The 21,761-nt window shown below is 73.6% G+C and carries 17 protein-coding genes and 1 pseudogene; 6 read left to right on the top strand and 12 right to left on the bottom strand.

The features are described from left to right. Nucleotides 1–2: 2 nt before the first annotated feature. Together ACZ6A9_RS07655 and pgfA are read right to left on the bottom strand one after the other, a co-directional pair. The gene (locus ACZ6A9_RS07655; protein ID WP_468980261.1) at nt 3–1,190 is read right to left on the bottom strand and encodes a glycosyltransferase family 4 protein; all 1,188 of its coding nucleotides are present in this window, start codon (nt 1,188–1,190) and stop codon (nt 3–5) included. Nucleotides 1,191–1,429: 239 nt separating this feature from the next. Next, nucleotides 1,430–2,428 (bottom strand): cell envelope lipid trafficking protein PgfA, encoded by a 999-nt coding sequence (gene pgfA / locus ACZ6A9_RS07650; protein WP_468980257.1) that lies wholly within the window; start codon nt 2,426–2,428, stop codon nt 1,430–1,432. Nucleotides 2,429–2,642: 214 nt separating this feature from the next. On the opposite strand from pgfA, the gene ACZ6A9_RS07645 reads away from it, so the two are divergent. The 4 genes from ACZ6A9_RS07645 (at nt 2,643) to ACZ6A9_RS07630 (ending at nt 6,014) form a co-directional block, all read left to right on the top strand. Beyond that, nucleotides 2,643–2,795, top strand: a complete 153-nt coding sequence (locus tag ACZ6A9_RS07645) for a hypothetical protein (RefSeq protein ID WP_228969051.1) — start codon at nt 2,643–2,645, stop codon at nt 2,793–2,795. A gap of 3 nt (nt 2,796–2,798) precedes the next feature. Next, on the top strand, nt 2,799–4,037 hold the full coding sequence (locus ACZ6A9_RS07640; protein ID WP_468980251.1) for a PucR family transcriptional regulator: 1,239 nt from the start codon (nt 2,799–2,801) through the stop codon (nt 4,035–4,037). Between the two features lie 352 nt (nt 4,038–4,389). Continuing rightward, the gene (locus tag ACZ6A9_RS07635; protein ID WP_468980249.1) at nt 4,390–5,163 is read left to right on the top strand and encodes an IclR family transcriptional regulator; all 774 of its coding nucleotides are present in this window, start codon (nt 4,390–4,392) and stop codon (nt 5,161–5,163) included. Continuing rightward, nucleotides 5,160–6,014 (top strand): SMP-30/gluconolactonase/LRE family protein, encoded by an 855-nt coding sequence (locus ACZ6A9_RS07630; RefSeq protein ID WP_468980246.1) that lies wholly within the window; start codon nt 5,160–5,162, stop codon nt 6,012–6,014. The genes ACZ6A9_RS07635 and ACZ6A9_RS07630 overlap by 4 nt, the downstream gene beginning before the upstream one ends. Nucleotides 6,015–6,194: 180 nt before the next feature. Here the strand turns inward: ACZ6A9_RS07630 and ACZ6A9_RS07625 are convergent, their stop codons facing one another. The 5 genes from ACZ6A9_RS07625 to ACZ6A9_RS07605 all read right to left on the bottom strand — a co-directional run bounded on the left by ACZ6A9_RS07625 (nt 6,195) and on the right by ACZ6A9_RS07605 (nt 11,839). After that, nucleotides 6,195–7,598 carry an NAD(P)/FAD-dependent oxidoreductase gene (locus ACZ6A9_RS07625; RefSeq protein ID WP_468980242.1) on the bottom strand — a complete coding sequence of 468 codons (1,404 nt, stop codon included), beginning with the start codon at nt 7,596–7,598 and terminating at the stop codon, nt 6,195–6,197. Then, a complete protein-coding gene (locus ACZ6A9_RS07620; protein WP_468980237.1) occupies nt 7,588–8,787 on the bottom strand; it encodes an MAB_1171c family putative transporter in 1,200 nt (399 codons plus the stop codon). The genes ACZ6A9_RS07625 and ACZ6A9_RS07620 overlap by 11 nt, the downstream gene beginning before the upstream one ends. Nucleotides 8,788–8,818: 31 nt before the next feature. Then, nucleotides 8,819–10,003, bottom strand: coding sequence for an MAB_1171c family putative transporter (locus ACZ6A9_RS07615; protein WP_468980232.1), 1,185 nt, complete (start codon nt 10,001–10,003; stop codon nt 8,819–8,821). Continuing rightward, complete coding sequence (locus ACZ6A9_RS07610; RefSeq protein WP_468980226.1) at nt 10,000–10,500, bottom strand: toxin; 501 nt, start codon at nt 10,498–10,500, stop codon at nt 10,000–10,002. Before ACZ6A9_RS07610 ends, ACZ6A9_RS07615 begins: the two co-directional genes overlap by 4 nt. Nucleotides 10,501–10,609: 109 nt before the next feature. Continuing rightward, nucleotides 10,610–11,839: an MAB_1171c family putative transporter gene (locus ACZ6A9_RS07605; RefSeq protein WP_468980222.1), complete on the bottom strand. Its 1,230-nt coding sequence runs from the start codon at nt 11,837–11,839 to the stop codon at nt 10,610–10,612. A 371-nt stretch (nt 11,840–12,210) separates the two neighbouring features. Here ACZ6A9_RS07605 and arfA point away from each other — a divergent pair, with 371 nt between their 5' ends. Continuing rightward, nucleotides 12,211–13,716 carry an arabinosylfuranosidase ArfA gene (gene arfA, locus ACZ6A9_RS07600; protein WP_468980217.1) on the top strand — a complete coding sequence of 502 codons (1,506 nt, stop codon included), beginning with the start codon at nt 12,211–12,213 and terminating at the stop codon, nt 13,714–13,716. A gap of 43 nt (nt 13,717–13,759) precedes the next feature. Here arfA and ACZ6A9_RS07595 read toward each other — a convergent pair whose 3' ends face one another. Further along, a complete protein-coding gene (locus ACZ6A9_RS07595) occupies nt 13,760–16,537 on the bottom strand; it encodes a glycoside hydrolase family 35 protein (protein WP_468980213.1) in 2,778 nt (925 codons plus the stop codon). 79 nt (nt 16,538–16,616) lie between these two features. On the opposite strand from ACZ6A9_RS07595, the pseudogene ACZ6A9_RS07590 reads away from it, so the two are divergent. Then, nucleotides 16,617–16,817: pseudogene (locus tag ACZ6A9_RS07590) on the top strand (DUF4360 domain-containing protein); the annotation flags it as partial. Nucleotides 16,818–16,879: 62 nt separating this feature from the next. Here ACZ6A9_RS07590 and ACZ6A9_RS07585 read toward each other — a convergent pair. From ACZ6A9_RS07585 to ACZ6A9_RS07570, 4 genes are all read right to left on the bottom strand, one after another. Next, on the bottom strand, nt 16,880–18,091 hold the full coding sequence (locus tag ACZ6A9_RS07585) for a PucR-like N-terminal domain-containing protein (RefSeq protein WP_468980209.1): 1,212 nt from the start codon (nt 18,089–18,091) through the stop codon (nt 16,880–16,882). 208 nt (nt 18,092–18,299) lie between these two features. Further along, nucleotides 18,300–19,241 carry a hypothetical protein gene (locus ACZ6A9_RS07580; RefSeq protein ID WP_468980206.1) on the bottom strand — a complete coding sequence of 314 codons (942 nt, stop codon included), beginning with the start codon at nt 19,239–19,241 and terminating at the stop codon, nt 18,300–18,302. Between the two features lie 39 nt (nt 19,242–19,280). After that, nucleotides 19,281–20,849, bottom strand: a complete 1,569-nt coding sequence (locus ACZ6A9_RS07575) for a DUF6801 domain-containing protein (protein WP_468980204.1) — start codon at nt 20,847–20,849, stop codon at nt 19,281–19,283. 105 nt (nt 20,850–20,954) lie between these two features. Continuing rightward, a complete protein-coding gene (locus ACZ6A9_RS07570; protein ID WP_468980200.1) occupies nt 20,955–21,590 on the bottom strand; it encodes a hypothetical protein in 636 nt (211 codons plus the stop codon). Nucleotides 21,591–21,761: the final 171 nt, after the last annotated feature.

Genomic DNA, 21,761 nt, shown 5'->3' with positions numbered 1-21,761 from the left:
CGTCACGGCGCGGAACCCCGAACCGCCTCCCGGGCGACCGCCCGGAACCGCTGCACCGTGTGCTCCCAGCGGTAGGCCGCCGCGTGCTCCCGGGCGGCCTTGCCCATCAGCTCCCGCCGGTCCTCGGCGAGCGTCAGCGACATCCAGGCGGCCGCGAACGAGGACTCGCCGCCTGCCAGCACGCCCGTCTCGCCGTCCCGCACGGAATCCCGCAGCCCGGGCACGTCGAAGGCGACCGCCGGGGTCTGCCGCGCCGCCGCCTCGGTGACGACGAGGCCCCACCCCTCCACGGCGGAGGGGTGCAGCAGCAGCCACGCCGCGCACAGCAGCCGGTGCTTCTCCGCTTCGGAGACGTGCCCGGTGAACCGGACGCCGGGGCCGGCCATCCGCTCCAGCCGCTCCCGTTCCGGACCGTCGCCGACGATCACCAGCCGGCCCCCGGTGACGGGCCGCACCCGCTCCCAGAGCCGCAGCAGCAGATCGATCCGCTTGTACTCGACGAGCCGGCCCACCGCCACGAACAGCGGTTCCGGGGAGCGTTCGGTGAGCGGTCCCGGCTCGGCCACGCCGTTGTGCACGACGCGTATCCGCTCCCGCGGTACGCCGATGCCGCGCAGCGCGTGCTCGGTGGACGGCGAGACGGCGACGACCAGTCCCTGCCGCCGGGAACCGGTCAGTGCCCAGTGCTCGAGCCGTCGGCCGATGCGCGCGGCCGGGGCCAGCGGGCCGCCGAACCGCATCGTCCACAGATCGGTGTGCACGTGGTTGACCAGGCACAGGGTGGGCCCGTGGTGCCACAGCGGTGCCAGGTAGGGCATGCCGTTGCACACCTCGACCAGCAGGTCGCAGTCGCCGACCTGACGGGCGAAGGCGGAACGGGCACGCAGGTAGTGGCCGTACGTCCCGCCCGCCGACACGACCCGGTAGTCACGGTAGGCCGCGGGCCCCCCGCACAGCAGGGTGACCTGGTGGCCCAGCCGGGTCAGGCCGTCGGCAAGCCGGTCGACCAGCAGCTCGGAGCCGCCGGCGGACGGATTGCCCAGGTCGCGGTGGGCGAGGAAGACGATCCGGCGCGGATGTGGGGGAAGCGCCGGAGCGTGCTGCGACGCGCCGGGGCGCGGGGTGGGGTGGGTGTCCCCCTGCTCGAGCGTGGGCGGGAGCGGGGGACGGGACGGCACGTGCTGGGGCATCGGTGCTCCAACTCGTCTCGGGGAACTCGGCGTGGGGAACGCGAGGACGGGAGGACGGGAGGACGTGGGGTGGTCGGGACGTGAGGAGGTGGGGTGGGAATGAGCCTCCGGTGGGGCTCGTCGGGGTTCCTGGGTGAAGGGTGTGGACGGACCGTGGTTGGGTGGGGATTGGACAGTTTTCGCCCCGCCGTTCCTCACGGCTACTCACGCACGTGACAATTTCCGGCTTTTCTTACTCGTCAGTCACTTCGCGGCGTGAGGGTCGGCCGGGGCGTACCGGACACATCAGGATCTTCGGTGACCTTCCGTCCGCGTATCACCAGGGCGCCACCGAGCACCGCGAGGACGAATCCCGCCACGGCGGCCCCGATCGGCAGCGTCTCGCCCACCAGCTCGAGCCGGCCGCTGTCGTCCTTGGCCTGCCGCACGGCCGCCTTCTGCGTCTCCTCCGTGAACGACACGCCCTTCTCGGCGTCCAGCAGCACCGCGGCGTCCTTCTCCCCGCCCGGCGCCCGCAGGGTCTGCCGGGGGCTGGTCCGCGCGAAGATGACGCGGCCGGTGCGCTGGTCGACGATCAGCTCCACGCCGTGGTTGGAGTACCACTCCTCGGCCAGCACCTGCGGCCGTTCCGGCTGGCCGACGAGGCTTCCCGGCACCATCCGGGTGCCCGACTTGGTCGGCGGCACCGTGGCGGTGAACCGGTAGCCGGTGTAGCCCTGGACCTTCTCCGTGCCCCGGTAGCGCATGACGACCGTGTCGCGCAGGGTGTTGTCCCACCACTGGTAGGAGCGCTTCTGCACGTCGAAGGGGAACTTCAGGTACGCCTCGCCCTGGATGTTCGGCTTCGCGTCACAGCACCGCACCGCCTTGGTGGTCTCGCGGTCCAGCACCCAGCGGTGCGGGGTGAAGCTCAGGGCGTCGTGCGGGTCGGCGGCCGGCAGTGACGTGTCCGTGTCCACGGACGTCGTCACGTCCCACACCGCGTGGCCGCTGCGCTCGCTCTCCGCGACGTTGCCGCGCACCCGCTGGGTGATGGTGATCTTCTGGTCGGGAACGGTCTCGACCTTCTCCAGGTCGAAGACACTGCCCCGGCCGGTGTAGACGGCGGTGGTGTCGATGTCCACCGGGTTCACCGCCGCGCGTGGTTTCACGTACCAGGCGAACAGCGGTGCCAGGACCAGCAGAAACGTGCCGAGACCCAGCAGGATCAGGGAGAAGGGGGAAGCAGTACGGCGCATCCGGGTACTCCAGAGGTTCAGGACGGCTCGGCGCGTTCGGGCCGGAGCCGTTCGGGAAGGTGCGCGTGCGGGAGTCCCCACCCCCTACGGGCTGGGAACCGTATGCGCCCCTTGACGGAGTGTCAATGTCACGTCGACACTGTGGTCACGACACACGGGGGTGGCCGGTCACCGTGGGGGTGGGGAACCTCCCGACTGAGAGGCTGACCCGGAGATGTCCAGATTGCTCGCCGCCGCCCTGACGGTCGCGCTCGCCGCCGCCCTCGCCGTGGGCGCCGCGGTCGGTGTCGTGGCACTGCTCGACGCCACGCCCGACCAGCCCAACACCCCATTGATCACCTATGAGCAGGCCGGCCAGGGGAGTTGACCGGTGACGGCGTCCCGTACCCTCACGGCCCGCTCCGCCTGGAACGACGTGCCCCGGCACCAGGTACGCCGGTTCGCCGAGATCGCCATGGCCGACGTGCCCGCGCTGGCCGAGGAGATCATGAGTGAGATCCAGCGTGAGTACCCGCACCTGCCGGTCGTCCTCGACGACTCCGGCGAACCCATGGCCCTGGTCGGCATCCGCCGCGCCATCGAGGCCTTCGTCCAGCACGTCGCGCACGACTACCCGGCGGGCCGGCCCACCGTGCCGCCGGGCGTCTTCCAGGACTTCGGGCGGGGCGAAGGGCTCAACGGCCGGTCGCTGGACGCGCTCCAGGCCACCTACCGCATGGGCGTCCGCCTCGCCTGGCGCCGCTTCGCCGAGATCGGCCAGCGCATCGACATCCCGGCGCCCGCCATGTACGAGCTCGTCGACGCCGGATACGAGTACCTGGACGGCCTGGTCGACCAGTCGGTGCGCGGCTACGCCGAGGCCGCCGCCCGCCAGGCCGGGGAGCGGCTGCGGCTGCAGCGCCGGCTGATGGAACTGCTGCTGGTGGAACACCACCGGGGCGACCCCTCCGACGCGCTCGCCGAGCGGGCCGCCCGGATCGGCTGGCCGCTGCCCGGGAAGGTCGCGGTCGGCGTGCTGCTGCGCCCGGCACGGGAGGCGATGGCACCCGCGGTGGGGCAGGGCGTGCTGCTGGACATGGAGTACGAGCAGCCCCGCATGGTGGTGCCCGAACCGGACGCGGCCGGCCGCCCCGAACTGCTGCACCGCGCGCTCACCGGCTGGTCCGGTGCGATCGGTCCGCCCGTGCCGGTCGCCGACGCGGCGAAGTCGCTGCGCTGGGCTGATGCGGCGGTACGGCTGATGCGGCGCGGGCTGCTGCCCGCCGGTGAGGTGCTGTACTGCACCGAGCACACCGAGGCGCTGGTGCTGCTCCAGCCGGAGGAGCTGATCGAGGACCTCGCGGCGCGGTGCCTGGCCCCGCTGGCGCACTGCGGTTCGGCCCACGGCAGGCGCCTCGCGGAGACGCTGCTGGCGTGGCTGGAGACCCGGGGCGGGGCGCCGGAGGTCGCGGCCCGGCTGGGTGTCCACCCGCAGACCGTCCGCTACCGCCTGCGGCAGATCCGCGAACTGTGGGGTGCCGCGATCGACGATCCGGACCGCCGCTTCGAACTGGAACTGGTGCTGCGCGCCCAGCGGCTGCGCGGCGCCCTCGGCACCCCGAGTCCCTGAGGCGGCCGGAGCCCTGCGAGGGGGAGCTGCGGAACCGGCCCGGCCGGCCCGGCCGGCGGTGCCGACCGCGCCGGGGGCGACCCACCGGGCGTGGCCTCCGGCGTGCCCCGCAACGGACCGGACCGCACCTGACCGCCCGCGCCGGCCGCCGGGCCCGGGCCGCGGGCCCGCCCCCGCCCCGGCCCGTACGTCCGGCGTGGTCCCGTGCGCCGGGACCCCGAAGGCGACCTGCGGGCCCTCACCCATTGCCCGTTTGAGCGGCGTGTGGCTAGCCTGTGTTCGTCATGCCGATCGCCTGTTGAAATCTCGAACGAGAACAGGCGCCTGAGAACACATAGGGAGGGGGCCGGTCGTGGGACGCCTCGTACCAGCCGTGACCCGGGCTCTCGACATCCTCGAGCTCTTCCTCGACGGGGACGGGACGCTCTCTGCACCCGACATCGTGCGCCGGCTCCAGCTGCCCCGCACCACCGTCCACGAGCTGGTGACCACGCTCGCCGCCCGGAAGTACATCGTCCCGGTGGCCGGCCAGCCCGGACGCTACCGGCTCGGCGTGCGGCCGTACCAGCTCGGCGCCCGCTACGCCGAACACCTCGACCTCGCCGCCGAGGGCCTGCAGGTCGCCCGCTCCGTCGCCGAGACCTGCGACGAGACGGTGCACGTGGCGATACTGGAGGACACCGACGTCATCTACATCGCCAAGGTCGACTCCACCCACGCGGTACGGATGGTGTCGGCGGCCGGCCGCAGACTGCCCGCCCACTGCACCTCCGTCGGCAAGATGCTGCTGGCCTCCCTCCCGGAACAGGAGATCGCCGCCCGCCTGCCCGACGACGCCGAGCTGGCCGCGATGACCCCCAACAGCATCACCGACCCGGCCGCCCTGCGCGAGACCCTCGCCGGGATCCGTGCCCGGGGCGTCGCCGTGGAGAGCCGCGAGTCCAACCCGGACGTCTCCTGCGTCGCCGCGCCGGTGCGCGACCGCACGGGACAGGTGGTGGCGGCGCTGTCCATCTCCGTACCGATGATCCGCTGGAGCGACGAGCGGCTGGGCGAGCTGGAACGGCTCGCCGTCGAGGGCGCCGCCGAACTGTCCGAGCGGCTGGGCCACAGGAGCGCGGCATGAGCAGCACCTTCGATGTGGCGGTCCGCGCGGAGGCGGCCCTCGGCGAGGGCCCCGCCTGGGACCCGGCCACCGGACGCCTGCTGTGGATCGACATCCTCGGCTCGCGCGTCCACACCTACGACCCCGCCACCGGCCGGCGCACGGTGCGCCGCACCGACCAGCACGTGGGCGCGGTGAGACCCCGCGCGGGCGGCGGCCTCGTCCTCAACCTGCGGGACGGCATCGGCCTGATCGACCCCGACGACACCTTCCGCTGGCTGCACCGCGAGCCCGTCCCCGGCCGCCGCGCCAACGACGCCGCGATCGCCCCCGACGGCAGCCTCTTCGCGGGCACCATGCGCTACGACGAGGCCCCGTGCGGCGGCACCCTCTCCCGGGTCTCCGGCGACGGCACGGTCAAGGTCCTCCTGGACGACGTGGCGGTGAGCAACGGCACCGGCTGGAGCCCCGACGGGCGGCTGATGTACTACATCGACTCACCGACCCGCCGTCTCGACGTCTTCGACGTGGGCGAGGCGGACGGCCGCATCAGCAACCGCCGTTCGGTCGTCTCGATCGAGCACGGGGCCGGCTTTCCCGACGGGCTGTGCGTCGACGCGGACGGGTGCGTCTGGGTCGGGCTGTGGGACGGCGGGGCGGTCCGCCGCTACACCCCTGACGGGGAGCTGGACCGGGAGATCCGGCTGCCTGTGCCGCGGGTGACGGCCTGTGCGTTCGGCGGGCCCTCGCTGACCGACCTCTACATCACCACGGCCCGGGTGGGGCTGACCGCCCCCCATCCCCTGGCCGGTTCCCTCCTGGTAGTCCCGGACGCGGGCCAGGGCTTCCCCCAGCCCCCCTTCGCCGGCTGAAGCGGGGTCTCGCCCCCGCCGCCCCTTCCCGTCCCGCACCTGGGGCTCCGCCCCAGACCCCGCTCCTCAAACGCCGGAGGGGCTGCATCAGCCCCTCCGGCGTTTGAGGAGCGGGGGTCCGGGGGCAGCGCCCCCGGGGACGGGGCAGGGAAGGGGCGGGGGGCGAGACCCCCCCGGCGGTCACACCCCCGTGCGGTCCAGCGACCGCAGCACGTCCCGCTCCGCCGCCGTCAGCGGCGGCGAGACGGACGGCGGCAGCGGCGACCCCGCCACGGCGGCCAGCACCGCACCCGGCCGGAACATCCGCGTCGGGGGCGCGAGCAGGCTCGTGACGTCCCAGATCGCCGACGCCGCCGCGTACGACCCCGTGGCCGCCCGCATCATCCGGCGCATGTACCCCGTCATCACCCGGTCGCCCGCGGCCGGCCGCCCGCCCCGCACCCCCGGGTACAGCACGTCCTGGCTGACGGCCATCGACCACGCCGCGTCCGCCGAGCGCGCCGCGCCCCGCACCACCCGCCGGGCCAGGCCGGGCGTGCGGAGGTCACCGGCGCGGTCCAGTTCACGGCCGAGCACCCGCGCACCGAACGCGGCGACCGACATCCCGTGGCCGTACGCCGGGTTGAACGTGGCCAGTGCGTCCCCCAGCACCACGAACCCCTCCGGCCAGTGCGGCAGTTCCTCCAGGTACCGCCGCACGTTGCTGGTCGACCGGCTCAGGTGCACGTCCGTGAGCGGTTCCGCACCGGAGATCAGCCGCCCCACGATCGGGTCGGGCAGCGACAGCGCGTACCGCAGGAACCCCTCCGGGTCGGCCGGCGGCTCACCCCCGCGGGAGCCGCCGCAGCTCACCAGCCAGCGGTCCCCCTCGATCGGCATGACCATCGCGCTCCTGCCCGGCCCCGGCACGTACGGATTCGGCTGCACGATCGTCAGCGGAAACCGCTGCGCCCCGTCCGGAACCCGGTACACGCGCGAGGCGTTGACCAGCCCCGAGTCCACGGCCCGCTCCCGCACACCGGTCAGCCCGAGCCCGTCCAGCCAGCTGACCACCCGCGTCCCGCGCCCGCTCGCGTCCACGACCAGGTCCGCCTCGAGGTCCGTGTCCCCGCCGGGTGCCGCGATCCGCACCCCGCGCACCCGCCCAGCGGACCCCGTCAGTCCCACCACGGCGCCCCGGCGGATCTCCACCGGCGTCCGCTCCCGGACCGTCTCCCGCAGCACCCAGTCCACCAGTGCCCGGCTGCACGTCAGCATGACGGGGCCCTCGCGCCGCCACCGCCGCAGCCAGCCCTCGGGCGTGAGGGCCAGCATGCCCGAGCTGAGCGATACCTCGTGCGCCCCGGCGGCGAGCAGCCGCTTGCGCAGCTGCGCGCCCGGCAGCAGCTCCTCCATGGCGTCCATGCCGCCCGGCATCAGCAGGTGAGCGTGCCGCCCCTGCGGCAGCCCCTTGCGGTGTTCCGGCCCTTCGGGCAGCTCGTCCCGGTCCAGCACGACCACCTCGTCCGCCCCCGCGGCGGACAGGACGGCCGCGGCCAGCGTGCCGGCCAGACCGGCACCGATGACGACAGCTCTACGCGACATGGGGCTCCTCGGGTTCGGTCACGGTTGCGGGTAGGGAGGACGGCACCGCGCCGTCGGGCGCGGTGACCGGGGCGGGCGGCCGGTGCAGCGCCTGGGCCAGTTCGACCAGCCCGCCGGTGCCCAGGACCTCGGTGGCGTGCAGCCGGTAGGTGCCGGCGCTCTCGGGTGGTTCCTCGCCGGCGGCGGCCCGCCGTGCCGCGTCGGCGACCATGGCCGCCTCCGCGGCCAGCCGCGCCCCGTGCGGGGAGCGGCCCGCGCGCAGGGCGCGGTCCCGCACCCGCTCGCGCACCGTGTGGTCGAAGTACGGTGCCAGCGCGAGCAGCGCGTCGTGGATCGACACCTCGCGCCACTGCAGCCGGGCCCGGGGCCACTGCCACCACGCGGTCGGGGGTTTGGGCGCGGTGGGCACCGACCGCACCAGCGACCACAGCGGGGCCAGCCGCCGGTGGTCGGCCCACGCCCGCCGCTGCGCGGCCACCGACGGCAGCAGATATCCCGCCGAGCACAGCAGCGCGGCCAGCGAGGCCATCGGCGGGGCGATCGTGGTGGACAGGAAGTCCAGGTCGTGGCCGTTCCAACGCGCCACGACGGCGGTGTACTTGGCCACCTGGAAGCCCACGAGGTCCAGCAGCGCGCCCACCAGGATCAGCCGCAGCCCGGTGCGCAGCGGACCGCCGACCTCGCGCGCCCACTTCACGCAGACCGCGCACATCACCAGCATCGCCGCGCTGTGCCCGAGCAGGTACAGCAGGATCATCTCCCGCATGAACGGCGTGTTGGCGTAGTAGGTGTCGAGGTCCCTCAGCCGCTCGGTGTCCGCCTCGGCGAGCAGGAACAGCACGACGATGGCGGTCATCAGCAGACCGTAGGCGGTGACGGTGCGCAGCACCCTGCGCCGTACCCGTGCGCGGGTACCGCCCCGCCAGTTGATCAGCAGCACCAGCACCGCGCAGCTGTACGCGCAGAGCACGCTGTAGGTGAGCGGAGCCCCGAAGTTGGGGACGCCGGTGAACTCGTTGACGGCTGCCAGGGTGGCCGGGGCGGCGCAGACGAAGACCAGCGCGCCGAGGACGATCGCCGCGCAGGTGGAGACGGTCAGCGGGTTGCGCACGGCGGTGCGCGGGCGGCGGAACAGCAGCACGGGGGTCATCCCGAACACGAAGGCCGCCAGGTAGACGACGAGACTCATGCCGGCCGGCTCCTCTCCGCCGGGCGCCGGTTCACGCCGTCCCCGCCGTCGTCGTGCCGCTCGCGACGGCGGGGGCCGTCGGCACCGGGACGGTCCCGGCCAGCGCGTCGGCGATCCGGTCGAGCACGGCCGGGTCCGGTACCCGGCCGGGGAGCCGGGCGCCGCCGCCGGGGGCCGTGACCGGCCCCGCCGGGTCCGCCTCCCGCCGCACCGCCGTGGTGATCACCGCGGCCCAGGCGGCGGCCTCCGCCCGCTCGGGGTCCCGCGTCGCCGCCAGCACGCCGGCGCGGGTCCGGTCGTACACCTCGCGGTCGAAGTAGGCGTCGAGGTGGCCGAGCGCGTTGTGGATGCTGGTCCGGCGCCACATCAGACGGGTGGTGGGGGAGGCGAACCGGGGGCGGGGCAGCCGCAGCGCCCGGCGGGTGAGCAACTCCTCCAGTGCCCGCTCCAGCGGGGCGAGCCGCGCGTACGTCCGCCGGGCCCGCCGCCACTCGGCGGCCCGGGGCTCGACCAGCGGCACCAGCACCCCGACGACCGTGAGCAGGGCGCCGAGTGCGGCGGCGGCCGGAGAGACGGTCGTGCCGAGCGCCGACCAGTCCCGTCCGGACCAGCCGGCACCCACCGCGATCAGCTTGGTCACGCTGTACCCGGCCCCGCACAGCGCGCCCGTGGCGAGCAGGACCAGCCCCGCCCGCAGTCCGCCCCGCACCCGGCGTGCCCAGCGCAGCGCGGACACCGTGGTGACGGTGACGGTGGTGAGGTGCGCCAGCAGGTACAGCAGGATCATCTGGGCGATGAACGGGGTCCTCGCGTAGTAGGTGTCCAGGTCGGTCCGGCGCTCCACCGGGGCCTCCCCGAGGGCGAACGTCACCGCGATGCCGAGGACGACGACGGCGTAGCCGAGTACCCAGAGGCGGGCGGTGCGCCGGACCCGGGGCCCTCCGCGCCAGTGCACGATCAGGACCTGGGAGGCGGCGCAGTACCCGGTGATCGCCGCGTAGGTGAGCGGCGCGGCCAGGTTCGGCACGCCGCCGAGGCGGTTGACGGCGCCGACCGTCGGCGGCGCCCCGAGGAAGAAGCACAGGCCCGCCAGGCCCAGCACCGCGCAGATCGCCCGCAGGTACGGGTCGCGCCGGTGCCGCAGCAGGTCGGGTGCCTTCACCAGCAGCCCGAGCCACAGCACTCCGCAGCTGACGTAGTTGATCAGGCCGCTCATCTCTTCGTCCCGCGGTAGTTGAGCGCGGCCCCGATGCGGCCGGCGAGGTCCTGCGGGTCCCCGGCGCCGGCCGGAGGGGTGTGGCCCGCGTCGGCATGGGGCTCCAGCCAGGTGCGCAGCCGGCGGCCCATGAGCATGCCGAAGCGGTCGGCCTCCTGCTCCTCGGCCAGGCTGAAGTCGGTGCGCGCGGCGACGGCCGCCGGACGCGCGCCCGCCTCCCGGTCCGTCGCCCGGCGGTTCATGTGCCACACCTCGTGGCAGAAGATCACGATCTGGTGCCACACGGCGGCCCGCTCGTCCACCACCACGTCGTCGTGGCCCTCCCGCTCCAGCCACAGGCCGCTCGCGGTACGGGGCGGGAACGCGGCCCGGTGGACGACGACCTCACGCCCCCGCCAGGCGCTGACGGAGGCGACGAGCGCGTCGAAGAGCACGTCGGGGTCGGCCGGCACCGCCACGTCGATGGGGTCGATGAGGGCGTCAGCGAGACGACGCATCTCCTTCCTGGTACGCACCGCTGTCTCCCTGTTCCGCCGGGTGTCGCTCGGTCACCTGTGCAATATGCCAAGTCGGGTGGCCTCCCGGCCAGTTCCCCGGGTGGCACGGTCACTCGGTGACCGCCACGGTGTCCCCGGGTGCCATGGCGCGGGCGCGGACCTTCCGCAGGAGGTCGGGGTGGCCGAGGGCGCGGGAGAGCGCACCGATCTCGCGGAGCAGCTCGGTGGTGTCGGCCTCGTGGCCGCCCTCGTCCCGGCCGGGACCGGCCGCGATCGCGTCGAGGATCACCACGGCCGCGGCGACCGCCCTGGCCCGCTCCGGCGGGAGTCCGAGGCCGAGGGCGGCGTCGTAGGACCGCTCGCGCAGCCGTTCGTCGGTGCGCCGGGCCAGGGGCAGCAGCACGTCACGGATGAACGTCTCGCGCCGGGTCAGCCGCAGTTCGGGTCCGGCGCGCAGCACGATCGGCAGTCCGGAGCCGTGGGCGGTCCGCATCAGCAGGTACAGGGGCCGCAGTTGGCGGTGGGCCACCCGGATCCGCCAGCGCTCGTGCAGGTACTGGCCGGCGTGCGGCAGGATGAAGCCGACCGCGATCGACACGGCCGACAGACAGGCCAGCGCCGGGGCGACGTGCAGGCTGAGCCAGTCCAGGTCGTTCCCGCTCCAGCGGGCCCCCACGGCGGTGAGTTTGGCGGCGTCGAAGGCGAGGTTCAGCGCGTAGCCGATGCCCAGGAACTTCAGTCCCCAGCGCAGCCAGGCGTCGAGTCCCTCGGTGCGGATCCAGTTCCAGATCAGCTTCGAGGTGATCAGGACGGCGGTGGTGTGCGCGAGGAGGTACAGCAGGATCTCCTCGCGCATGAACGGCGTGGTGGCGTAGTAGGTGTCCAGGTCACGGGTCCGCTCCACCGGCACGTCGGCGAGGGCGAACAGCACCCACAGCGCGGCGATGACGCCCCCGTACACGAAGACGACCCAGCGGGTGGCGCGGCGGGTGGAGGGGGAGTGCTCGGGAAGTCCGTCGCGCCAGGCGATGATCAGCACCAGGCAGGACGCGCAGAAGGCGGTCAGCAGCGAGTACACCAGGGGCGCGGAGATGTTCGGCACCCCGGTGACCCGGTTGACCAGGGCGATGGTCGACGGGGCGACGAACACGAACACCGCGCAGGCGAGCAGCAGCAGGCCGCCGACCGCGCGCAGCAGCGGGTCCGTCCACAGCCGGATGATCGTCGGCAGTTTGATCGCCAGGGCGGCGGCCAGCACGCCGGCCGGGATCCACCAGAAGGACGTGTAGAAGGCGCTGAGGGACGAGGCGGGGCCCAGGGCCGCGTCCGCGAACGCCATCGTGTTCCCTCACTCTCATCGGCCGCCGCACACAAGGCCGTTCGAGCCTACGCGGCCGGGAGCGCCCGCGTCAGGCGATGCGCCGCGCGGACCGTCCCGCCGCGGGTTCCCACCCGGGTTCCCGTCCGCACCATTGACGCGCCTGGGCAGCACGCTTACGGTCCCGTTCGAAGTGACGAGCGCCATCCGATATGTCGAACACCACCGTAGGGGCGAGGGGTGGGCACCATCCATGAGCGGACGGGGCAGGGCAGGGGACGCCCTGGCCCGACAGCGCCCCGAGCCGGAAGAACGGCCGGCCGGTCGTGCGCCACGGTCGCGGCGAGCCCTCGCGCGGCCGTGGACGAAACCGAACTCCTGAGAGGAAGACCTTGCGCACTGCCCGTTTCACCCTGGACCCCGCCTTCACCGTAGGTGAAGTCAACCCCCGTCTCTTCGGCTCGTTCGTGGAACACCTCGGCCGCTGCGTGTACACCGGCGTCTTCGAGCCCGGCCACCCCACCGCGGACGCGGACGGCATCCGCGGGGACGTCCTGGACCTCGTCCGGGAGCTCGGCGTCACCGCCGTCCGCTACCCCGGCGGCAACTTCGTCTCCGGCTACAGGTGGGAGGACTCCGTCGGCCCGGTGGAGGACCGCCCGCGCCGACTCGACCTCGCCTGGCGGTCGACCGAGACCAACCGCTTCGGCCTCTCCGAGTACATCGCGTTCCTCAGGAAGATCGGCCCCCGGGCCGAGCCCATGATGGCCGTCAACCTCGGCACCCGGGGCGTCGCGGAGGCCCTGCAGCTCCAGGAGTACGCCAACCACCCCTCCGGCACCGCGCTGTCGGACCTGCGTGCCGGGCACGGCGACAAGGACCCCTTCGGCATCCGGCTGTGGTGCCTGGGCAACGAGATGGACGGCCCCTGGCAGACCGGCCACAAGACCGCCGAGGAGTACGGCCGTCTCGCCGCCGAGACCGCCCGCGCCATGCGGCAGATGGACCCCGGTGTCGAACTCGTCGCCTGCGGTTCCTCCGGTCAGTCGATGGAGACCTTCGCCGAGTGGGAGGCGACGGTCCTGATGGAGACCTACGACCTCGTCGACCACATCTCCCTGCACGCCTACTACGAGCCGCACGACGGCGACATCGACTCCTTCCTCGCCTCCGCCGTCGACATGGAGTCCTTCATCGAGAACGTGGTCGCCACCTGCGACCACGTCGGCGCCCGCCTGAAGTCCGGGAAGCGGATCAACCTCTCCTTCGACGAGTGGAACGTCTGGTACATGTCCCGCACCGAGGCGCAGGTCGGTGCCCTGGACTGGCCCGAGGCGCCGCGCATCCTGGAGGACAGCTACAGCGTCACCGACGCGGTCGTCTTCGGTTCGCTGCTCATCGCGCTGCTCCGGCACGCCGACCGCGTGACCGTGGCCTGCCTCGCCCAGCTCGTCAACGTGATCGCCCCGATCATGACCGAGCCCGGCGGCCCGGCCTGGCGGCAGACGACGTTCTTCCCCTTCGCGCAGGCCTCGGCGCACGGCCGCGGCGAGGTGCTGGACGTACGCGTGGACTCACCGACGTACGAGACGGAGAAGTACGGCGAGGCCGACCTGCTGCACGCCACCGCCGTGCGTGCCGAGGACGGCACGGTCACCGTCTTCGCCGTCAACCGGTGCCGCACCGAGCCGCTCCCGCTGGAGGTGGCGCTCGGCGGTCTCGGTCTCACCTCGGTCGTCGAGCACAGCGTCCTGTCCGACGCCGACCCCGACGCCCGCAACACCCTCGCCGAGCCGGAGCGGGTCGCCCCGCACGCGGCCGAGGGCACGACCCTGGACGACGGCCGCCTCACGGCCGTGCTGGAGCCGCTGTCCTGGAACGTGATCCGGCTGGCCTGATCCGGCCCGCGTGAGCCGCACCGGCGGCGCAGGCGCGGTGGGCTCACCCCTCGGTCGAGTCCACCGCGTCCCGGGTCTCCACCGGCTCCACCGGCACCCCGCCCCGGGCCGCGCCCAGCAGCGTCAGCCGCACCTCGCCCGGCCCGGAGGGGGTGGTGCCGTCGGACAGCACCGCGAGGGCCAGGGTGTTGGCCCCCCGGGTGCGCAGGATCCCGTTCGGCAGGACGAAGGTGCGGCGGGCGCCCACGTCGTTGAGGTACTGGCCCATGTTCCAGCCGTTGAGGAAGACCTGGACGCGGTAGGCGCGCTCCGGGTCGTCCTCGAGGGTGAGTCCGACGGAGGCGTCCAGCTCCGGATCGACGTCGAGGCGGAAGCCGGTCCGGTACCAGGTCACGCCCTGGCGCCGTTCCGCGCGGGGGAGGTCCACCGGCCGCCAGTCCCGGTCGTCGTGCCCCGGCAGGTGCCAGCCGTGACGCTCCCCGTGCAGCCCGCCGTTGTTGAGAGGCCCGCGTGACCGGTCCGGCGACCCGGCCCCCTGGATCCGCCACTCCATGTCCCGTGCACCGCCCCCGAACGCGGCGGCGGTCAGCCCGCGCGCGGCCTTGTACGCGTCCCGCGTCCGCTCGTCCCCGTCGTGCTGCGTCGGCCGGACCAGCACCGACAGCACGTGCCGCCCCCGCGCGCGCAGTTCCCCGGGCACGGTGAAGGTGGCGGTGGCCGTCCAGGTGCCCCGGTCCGCGGTGTCCTCGTCCGGCGCCGGCATGCGGTGGGTGCCGAGCGGCCGCCCGTCCAGCCAGGCCATCAGCAGACCGTGCGGCCCGGTGCTGTACGACAGCGACACCGAGGTGATGCCGCGCGTGTCCGTCAGCCGGCCCCGGTACCAGACGTCGCCGTGGTGGAAGCCGTAGTCGTCCGCGAAGAGGACGGGCCCGTCACCGGGCACGGGCGTGGTGCTGTGGGACGACGTGCGGTCGGCCACCGTCCACGCCGAGTCGTCGAAGTCCGGCCGGGACTCCGGGTTCCCGGACCGGCGCCGCCAGCCGCCCAGCTCCGGCAGCGGCACGTCCGGCGCGTCCGGCACCATGCCCTCCATCACCAGGCTCCCGGCCCGGCCGACGTAGGTGCGCACCGGCTGACCGTTCCAGGTCACGGACGTGATCCCGCGCGGCCCCCACACCTCCACCCCGGTCTCGCCGACGACGTCGCCGACGAGGTGGACGGTGTCGCCGCGCAGCGTCGCCGAGCGGAGCATCGCCGGACCGTAGACCAGCAGGGAACCGGACGGGGTCTCGTAGGGCCACAGCCGCAGTGCGGTGGCGTCGTCGGCGAACAGCAGCACCAGGGGGACGTCGGAGTCGCCCTTCTTGACGAGCACCCGGCCCAGCCCGCCCACGCCGAGCGCCGCGACGACGTTCAGCCGGCCCCGGTCGTAGGTCCACGCCGGTTCGATGTCCGCCCGGTACACCTCCGGCTGGGTCTCGCAGTCCAGCACGACCTGTGCCGTCTCACCGGCGCGGCCGGCGAACACGGCGACGTCCTGGCGTCCGGCGGCCATGCTCAGCAGGGGCTGCGCGGTGGTGTACGCCAGCTTCCGCCGGCCCAGCGCCAGACCGGTGAACAGCAGCTTGGCGTCGTACGGGGCCACCGAGACGGGCACCTCGACCGCGGTGCCCGGCAGCATCGAGCGGACGCGTTCGCCGGAGTCGTTGCGCACGACGTACACCTGGGCGCCGGTGTCGGGGTTGGCCAGGTGCTCCACGCTCAGCCGTCCGTCCGCCGCCCGCACCCGGTCCGCCCGGTCCAGCCGGGCGAGGTCGGGCACCGTCCGCACCAGGTGCCCGAACTGCTGGAGCGGGGCCAGCTCCGGTGTGGGCCGGCGGGCCTCGTCGAGCGGTGCGCCGGAGTCGTGGGGGCCGGTGCCGCCCGTCCCGGGCAGCCACCCCCACGGGGTGCCGCCGAACACCGTGGGGACGTCGTGCGCGGTGATGCCGCGGGCGAGGTCGGTCAGGTGACCGGTCCGCTCGTGTCCGGCGCCGGCGCGGAAGCCGGGCGCCCGCGGGCCGCCCTCACGGTCGCCGGACAGCCGGCCCCCGTGGAGGACCGGTACGTCGATGCGGTCGGCGCGCGCCTTCGCGTGGAGGTGGGCGAGGTGGGCGCGCCCCGCCGGGCCGTCGCCGCCGGGGGCCGCGCTCGCGTCCTCGAACTGGTAGAGCAGCACGGTGCCGCCGCCGGCGGTGAACAGGTGCCGGACGGCGATGGCGTTGACGGCGCTCAGCCACTCGTCGACGTGCCGCAGGTACTCCGGGTCGTCGGTCCGCGCGGTCCCGGCGGCGGCCGTCAGCCATCCGGGCAGGCCCCCGGCGTCCACGTCGGGGCCGAGGTAGGGGCCGGGCCGCAGGACGACGTAGAGCCGTTCCTCGGCGGCCATGTCCAGGAACCGGTTCAGATCCCGCACCCCGGTGAAGTCGTAGGTGCCCGGTGCGGGGGAGTGGTGGTTCCACGGCACGGGGACGCTCACCGCGTTGTGCCCGTGGGCGCGCAGCTTCTGCAGCACGTCCCGCCACAGGGACGGGCTGGGCAGCCGGTAGAAGGGCATTCCGGCGGACCACAGCACCAGGCGCCGGCCGTCGACCAGCAGGGAGTAACCGTCGTGGCCGATCCGGTGGCGCCTGCCGTCCGCGCGCGGCGCCGGGGGCGGCGGACCGGTCGGCACGACGCGCGGACCGTCCGCGCCGGGCGCCGCCCCGCCGCTGCCGGCCAGGGCGAGACCGAGCGCGGCCGTGCCGGCCAGAGCGGTGAAGGTGCGCCTGCTGAGCTCCAAGGGAGCGCCTCCTGGTACGGGTGTCACAAGGGGTGCTGGTGGGTCATTCTCCCCGAACGGCGCCGCCCCTTTCACCCGCCGGGCCACGGACGGGACCGACTGGGCGCAGCTGGTCCACGCGCCCTGCGGGGTCCGGCGCACCTTCCACATCAGCACCGAGCTGCGCGTGAGCGCCGGGTCCTCGTCGTCCGACGAGGTCACTCTCATGACGATGGACTCCACCGACGGGGACATCGGCACGGTCTGCCACCTCGCGTGGAGGGAGTGCCCGCAGGACTGACCGGCGGCTGGGTGCGGGCGGGCCCGCGCGGCAGCGCGCCGCCGCCCGCACGGGCCGGGGGATCACCCTCCGCCGTGGTCGTTCCGCAGATGCAGGGAGCGCAGGGCCACCTCGATGGCGAAGCGGCGTTCGGGGTCGCTGAGGCGGTCGCCCAGGTAGGTGTCCAGGTTCCGCAGGCGGTAGCGCACGGTCTGGGCGTGGACGCCCAGCATTTCGCCGACCTGCTCGGCGGAGGCCCGGGTGGAGACGTGTACCCGGAGCGTCTCGACGAGCCGGTCGCGCCGGCTGGGGGGCAGCCCGCGCAGCGGGGCCAGTTCCCGGGCGGCGAGGTGACCGACGAGGGCGGGGTCGGACAGCAGCCACAGCGTGGTCAGGTGGTCCTCGCACCGGATCAGCGGAGCGTCGGGCACCACGCCGTCGTCGACGAACTGGAGCACGCGACGCGCCCAGCGGACGGAATCGGCGGCCTGTGCGACCGGTACGGTCAGGCCCACGGCGGCACGCGTGCCGGCCAGCGCCGTACCGAGCATCGTCAGGCGGTGCGCAGTGAGGTCCCCGGGGACGAGCAGGTGCGGCTGCGGGATGTCGAGGTCGGCGAGGACGTCACCGTCGAGGGCGGCCTGGATGTGGTCCGGAACCGGAGGGCGGAGGGCGATGAGGGTGCACGTCGCGGGGAGTTCCCAGGCGGCGGACTCGCACAGCTCCGAGAGGGTCGAGCGGGGCAGCGGGGACGAGGCGAGGATCAGATGGAGCAGCTGTCTTCGTAACGCGGTCATCTCGGACGTGGCCCGCTCCCGCACCTCGGTGTACCCCTCGCGGGTGACCGCCTCCAGTTCCTCGACGTAGGCGAAGAGGGCGTCGGCGAAGGCGAGGATGAGGGCGGGGGAGAGGTTGTACTGCCGGCCCACCGTCCTGGCCCGGCGCAGCGCGATGCGGGCGCCGAGCCGGTAGGCGCTCTGCAGGGTCTCCAGGTCGCGGCCCTCGTAGGCCTCCACCCGGCCGAACCTGCGCAGCAGTTCGTCCCGCAGTTCCGAACTCCGGCCAGGGTCGGCGACCCGGTCCACGAACGCGACCAGCGCCTGTTCCACGCCCTGGCGGATCGCGTCCCCGTTCGGGCCGTTGAGCAGCCGGCCGTACACCGGGTAGGCCCGGGTGACCTCGCTGCGTATCTCGTTCAGCAGCCCCGGCAGCTCCGGCCGTATGAAGGTCGCGAACCTTCTGGGTAACGGCTCGAGCGGTTCACCGGCCTCCGGGGACCGTGCGGTCGTGGGCATCAGCCACCCCTTGATCTCCGACGTGTCCGGCGGGCGGCCGGGCGGGGCCGTCCGGGTGGCGGACGGCCCCCGAACCCGCCGGGTCGCGCCGGTCTGGGACGCTGAAGCTAAATCAACTTCGTTGCTTTGTACACCGTTGTGATCGGAAAAGCTTCAGAAGCAAACGACCCGGTCGCCGGGACGGCCGGGAACCGCCGCCGCGTGGCCGTTACCCGACGGCGGAGTGCCAGTTCTCGGCGAGCACCTTGCCCGCGTCGGGGGCGGCCGTGCCGGGTGCGTTGAGGCCGCTGAGGTGGGTCCGGGTGTCGTTGAGGGTGAGGCTGTTGTTCCCGGAGGCGGAAGGCAGTCCGGACTTGGCGTTGACCGCGGCGTTGATCAGGCCGACGTCCAGGCCGCATCCGGTGGCCGCCGGGACCGAGAAGGTGCTGTCGTTCTGGGTGGCGCCGGTGAGGTTGATCCGGCTCATCTCGCCGGCCTCGTCGGGTGTGCCGTCGCCGGAGAAGAAGCTCATCCCGAACTCCGGGTAGGTGCGGTTCTCCGGGCGCAGCAGGATGGGGTCGGCGGCCGTGCCGATGTAGCACTTGCTGCCCAGGAGGGGGTTCTCCAGGTGGATCCGGACCGGCAGGGCGACGATGGGCAGGTCCGTGAGGATGCCCGCGGTCTGGTCGAAGGCGTAGGGCGCGCCGACGGACTCCATGGTCGCGGTGATCCGGTTGAGGGAGGAGTCGTCGAGCGACTTGCAGATCGCCGTGATCAGCGGCACGTTGCTCGGACACATCAGGCCGAGCAGGCCGCCGGGCACGGTGGCCGAGTCGGCGACGAGGGCGCCGGAGGGCGGGGCGACGACGCTGCTGGTGCCGTCGGCGTTCTGGACGATGCCCATCTGCAGGTTCGTCCGCCCCGTGACCACGGTGGTCTTGCCGAGCTTGATGGAGCCGCTCGCGGAGGTGGAGACCACGCACTGCGGGGTCCGGGCGAGGCCGTCGGCGGCCAGCATCGCCGGGGCGTCCACGGGGCAGCGGGTGAAGGGGCCCCATTCGCCGTTCAGCCGGGGCTCGGCGGCGGTCGCGGTGCCCAGGGAGGCGAGGGCGCCCAGTGCGGTCAGGGCGGAGACGGTGGCGAGTCGGATGCGGGGACGCGGTGTCGACATGGGGGTGGCCTTCCGTGAAGGGGAGCGGGGAGGTACGGCTCAGCGCTCGGCGACGGGGATCTTCAGGGGCTGCAGGTCCTCGGTGCACTCGTCCGGGTTGAAGACCTGCACCGCGCACGTCTGGCCCTGCGTCTGCTTGACGTAGTTGCCGGGTCCGGAGACGGAGGCGGTGAGGAGGCGGTCGATGTTCTCGCCGCCGCTTCCGCAGCCGGTGAAGGCCGGGATGGTCATCTCCCCGGTCAGCGGACCGCCCGAACTGAGCAGGTAGCCGACGGGCTGGTCGGGGGGCTGGTGGGTGCTGCTGCCGGTCAGCAGCAGGTGGGCGCCGGGGAACTTCTCCGGCTCGGGCTCCAGGGAGCGCAGCGGTCCCTTCGTCCTGCAGCCGGACCCGACCTCCAGGGGGACCCCGTTGACCTCGAGCGCGGTCACCCGCAGGACGACCGGGATGCGTACCCGGGTCTCCAGCTCCGTGTACGAGGTGATGAACGAGGTCTCGCCGCGGGCGTCCATGGTCATGGGGCCGGTCTGCTCCAGGACCATGGTGGCCTTCGTGGGGGTGAAGCCGAAGGTCAGGAAGGTGGCCTCGAACGGCGGGGTCTGCGCACGGCCCTGATGGCGGAGCGTGCCCTCCGAGTGCTGGGTCAGATAGCCCCCGGTGAAGTCCGGGAAGAACTCGATGTCGGTGGGGCCCTGTTCGATCAGCACGCAGGAGAGGGGGAGCAGAGAGGCGCCCTTCAGCTTGGTCACGTTCGTGTAGCCGGTGATGTAGGCGTTCAGGGAGGCCGACGTGGACGGGTACGCGTCGTCGTAGCGGCACGGCGGGGCCTCGCGGTCCGCGGCGGTGCCGCCGGGCGGGGCCTGTACCACCTCCGGTGCCCGGTCTCCCTGCCGGCTCTCCGGCCCGTCCGGCGGCGCGGACGGTGAACCGGACGATCCGGGTGAGGCACCGGGGGAGGCAGGCGTGCCGCCCGGGTCCCGCGTGCCCGCGCCGACCGGCACGGTGGCCAGCGGCTTCCGCTCCTCCCCCGCGGCGGGGGAGCAGTCGACGGTCAGTGCGCCGGTCCCGGCGGCGGCACCGTCCGCGGTGGCGAGGGCCAGGTCGACGGCGAGGGACCCGGCGGAGAACGTCAGCTCGCCGCTGCCGTGTCCGGTCACCGAGGGCACGTCCCCCGTCGTGGTGAGGGCCAGCGTCCCGGACCCGGGGACGGGCACCGGCTCCGCCGTGCCCCGCCAGGTCACCTCGGCCGTGGCCCCGTCCTGGGCGACGCCGACGGTGAGGCGGGTGGCGGGCCGTGCGGTGACGGCCCCGAGCGCGGTGAGGTCCGCGACGGCTTCCGCCGGGAGTTCCACGGCGGTGGTGACACCGGTCGGCTCGACCGGCTTGCCGGCCTCGGCCCGCTCCGGGAACACGGCGGAGATCCTCACCTGTGCGGGCTGCTTCCCGGAGGGCAGCGTACAGACGTAGGGAAGTGCGGCGTCGACCTCCTGGGTGCCCGCGGCGGTGGCGGTGGCCGGGACCAGGGCGGCGGTCACGACGAACGCACCGATGACGGCGCCCCTGGCGCGGACGCGGGACAGCCGCGGTGCGGCGGCACGATGGCCTCTCATACAGCTCCACTCGACTCGTTCGGGACCGGCGTGCGAGGACCGGGCGGGCAGGCCCGCGTCCGCCCGGCCGGAGTGCCGGCCGGGCGGACGCGGACGGGCGGTGCCTTACGGGTTGGAGCCGACGATCTTCGGGATGCTGCCGTTCGACGCCTTGATGGTGTAGTTGCCCTTGAAGGTGGGCTTGGTGGCGGTCGTGACCACCGAGCCGCAGTTGACGGGGGCGGGGCTGGCGCTGACGGCCAGTTCGCCCGCGACGCTGCTGACCGACAGGACGCCGGTGGAGTTGGTGTAGGTGGCCGAGGCCTTGCCGGTCACCGTGAACTTGCAGGCGCCGGCGGTGACGTTGGCCTTGACGTTGCCGACGTAGCCCTTGGTGACGCCGGTGGAGGCGGTGTAGTCCTGCGCGACGACCGTCCAGGGGGTGACCGCCACCGTGGTGACGTTGCCCAGGACGCTGGTGCACGGGGAGGCGGAGGTGCCGAAGTTGATGGCGTTGATGGTGGCGACGGTGGCGGGGTTGCCGGTGGCGCTCGCCATGCTGCCCGAGGCGCCGGAGGTCGTGCACGTCATCGGGATCGTGGCGGTGAGCACGATGTTGCTGCTGTTCGTCGCCGTGTAGCTGCCCACGGGGGTGACGGTCCACACCGTGGAGGGCACCGCCGAAGCGGGTGCCATGGTGAGGCCGAAGGCGGCCGCGGCCGCACCCGCCACGACGACGGACCTTCTCGAGTTCTTCTTCATCGCTTCAGGACTCCTTTGGGGTTGGCCAGAGATGGGCCGTGGCCGAATCGTTCGAGGGGAGGGCCGTGCGGCCCGCGGCTCGATGGTCCCTGTCCGCGGTCCCTGACGTTACGGGCGGGTAACTCGGCCGGACAATGGCACCGTTCATGATTCTTTGAAAAGCGCAACCAT

The organism is Streptomyces sp. NPDC041124 (genome assembly GCF_055592385.1).
The sequence above is the reverse complement of the archived record's forward strand: the minus strand, read 5'-3'. Positions and strand labels throughout refer to the sequence as shown.

Bases quoted from the DNA above. Each gene is read 5' to 3' on its own strand.
- ACZ6A9_RS07605 (WP_468980222.1), bottom strand. From the start codon at position 11,839: ATGGCGTTCGCGGACGCGGCCCTGGGCCCCGCCTCGTCCCTCAGCGCC.
- ACZ6A9_RS07620 (WP_468980237.1), bottom strand. From the start codon at position 8,787: ATGAGTCTCGTCGTCTACCTGGCGGCCTTCGTGTTCGGGATGACCCCC.
- ACZ6A9_RS07645 (WP_228969051.1), top strand. From the start codon at position 2,643: ATGTCCAGATTGCTCGCCGCCGCCCTGACGGTCGCGCTCGCCGCCGCC.
- ACZ6A9_RS07655 (WP_468980261.1), bottom strand. From the start codon at position 1,190: ATGCCCCAGCACGTGCCGTCCCGTCCCCCGCTCCCGCCCACGCTCGAG.
- ACZ6A9_RS07585 (WP_468980209.1), bottom strand. From the start codon at position 18,091: ATGCCCACGACCGCACGGTCCCCGGAGGCCGGTGAACCGCTCGAGCCG.
- ACZ6A9_RS07615 (WP_468980232.1), bottom strand. From the start codon at position 10,003: ATGAGCGGCCTGATCAACTACGTCAGCTGCGGAGTGCTGTGGCTCGGG.
- ACZ6A9_RS07580 (WP_468980206.1), bottom strand. From the start codon at position 19,241: ATGTCGACACCGCGTCCCCGCATCCGACTCGCCACCGTCTCCGCCCTG.
- ACZ6A9_RS07570 (WP_468980200.1), bottom strand. From the start codon at position 21,590: ATGAAGAAGAACTCGAGAAGGTCCGTCGTCGTGGCGGGTGCGGCCGCG.
- ACZ6A9_RS07625 (WP_468980242.1), bottom strand. From the start codon at position 7,598: ATGTCGCGTAGAGCTGTCGTCATCGGTGCCGGTCTGGCCGGCACGCTG.
- pgfA (WP_468980257.1), bottom strand. From the start codon at position 2,428: ATGCGCCGTACTGCTTCCCCCTTCTCCCTGATCCTGCTGGGTCTCGGC.
- ACZ6A9_RS07630 (WP_468980246.1), top strand. From the start codon at position 5,160: ATGAGCAGCACCTTCGATGTGGCGGTCCGCGCGGAGGCGGCCCTCGGC.
- ACZ6A9_RS07575 (WP_468980204.1), bottom strand. From the start codon at position 20,849: ATGAGAGGCCATCGTGCCGCCGCACCGCGGCTGTCCCGCGTCCGCGCC.
- ACZ6A9_RS07610 (WP_468980226.1), bottom strand. From the start codon at position 10,500: ATGCGTCGTCTCGCTGACGCCCTCATCGACCCCATCGACGTGGCGGTG.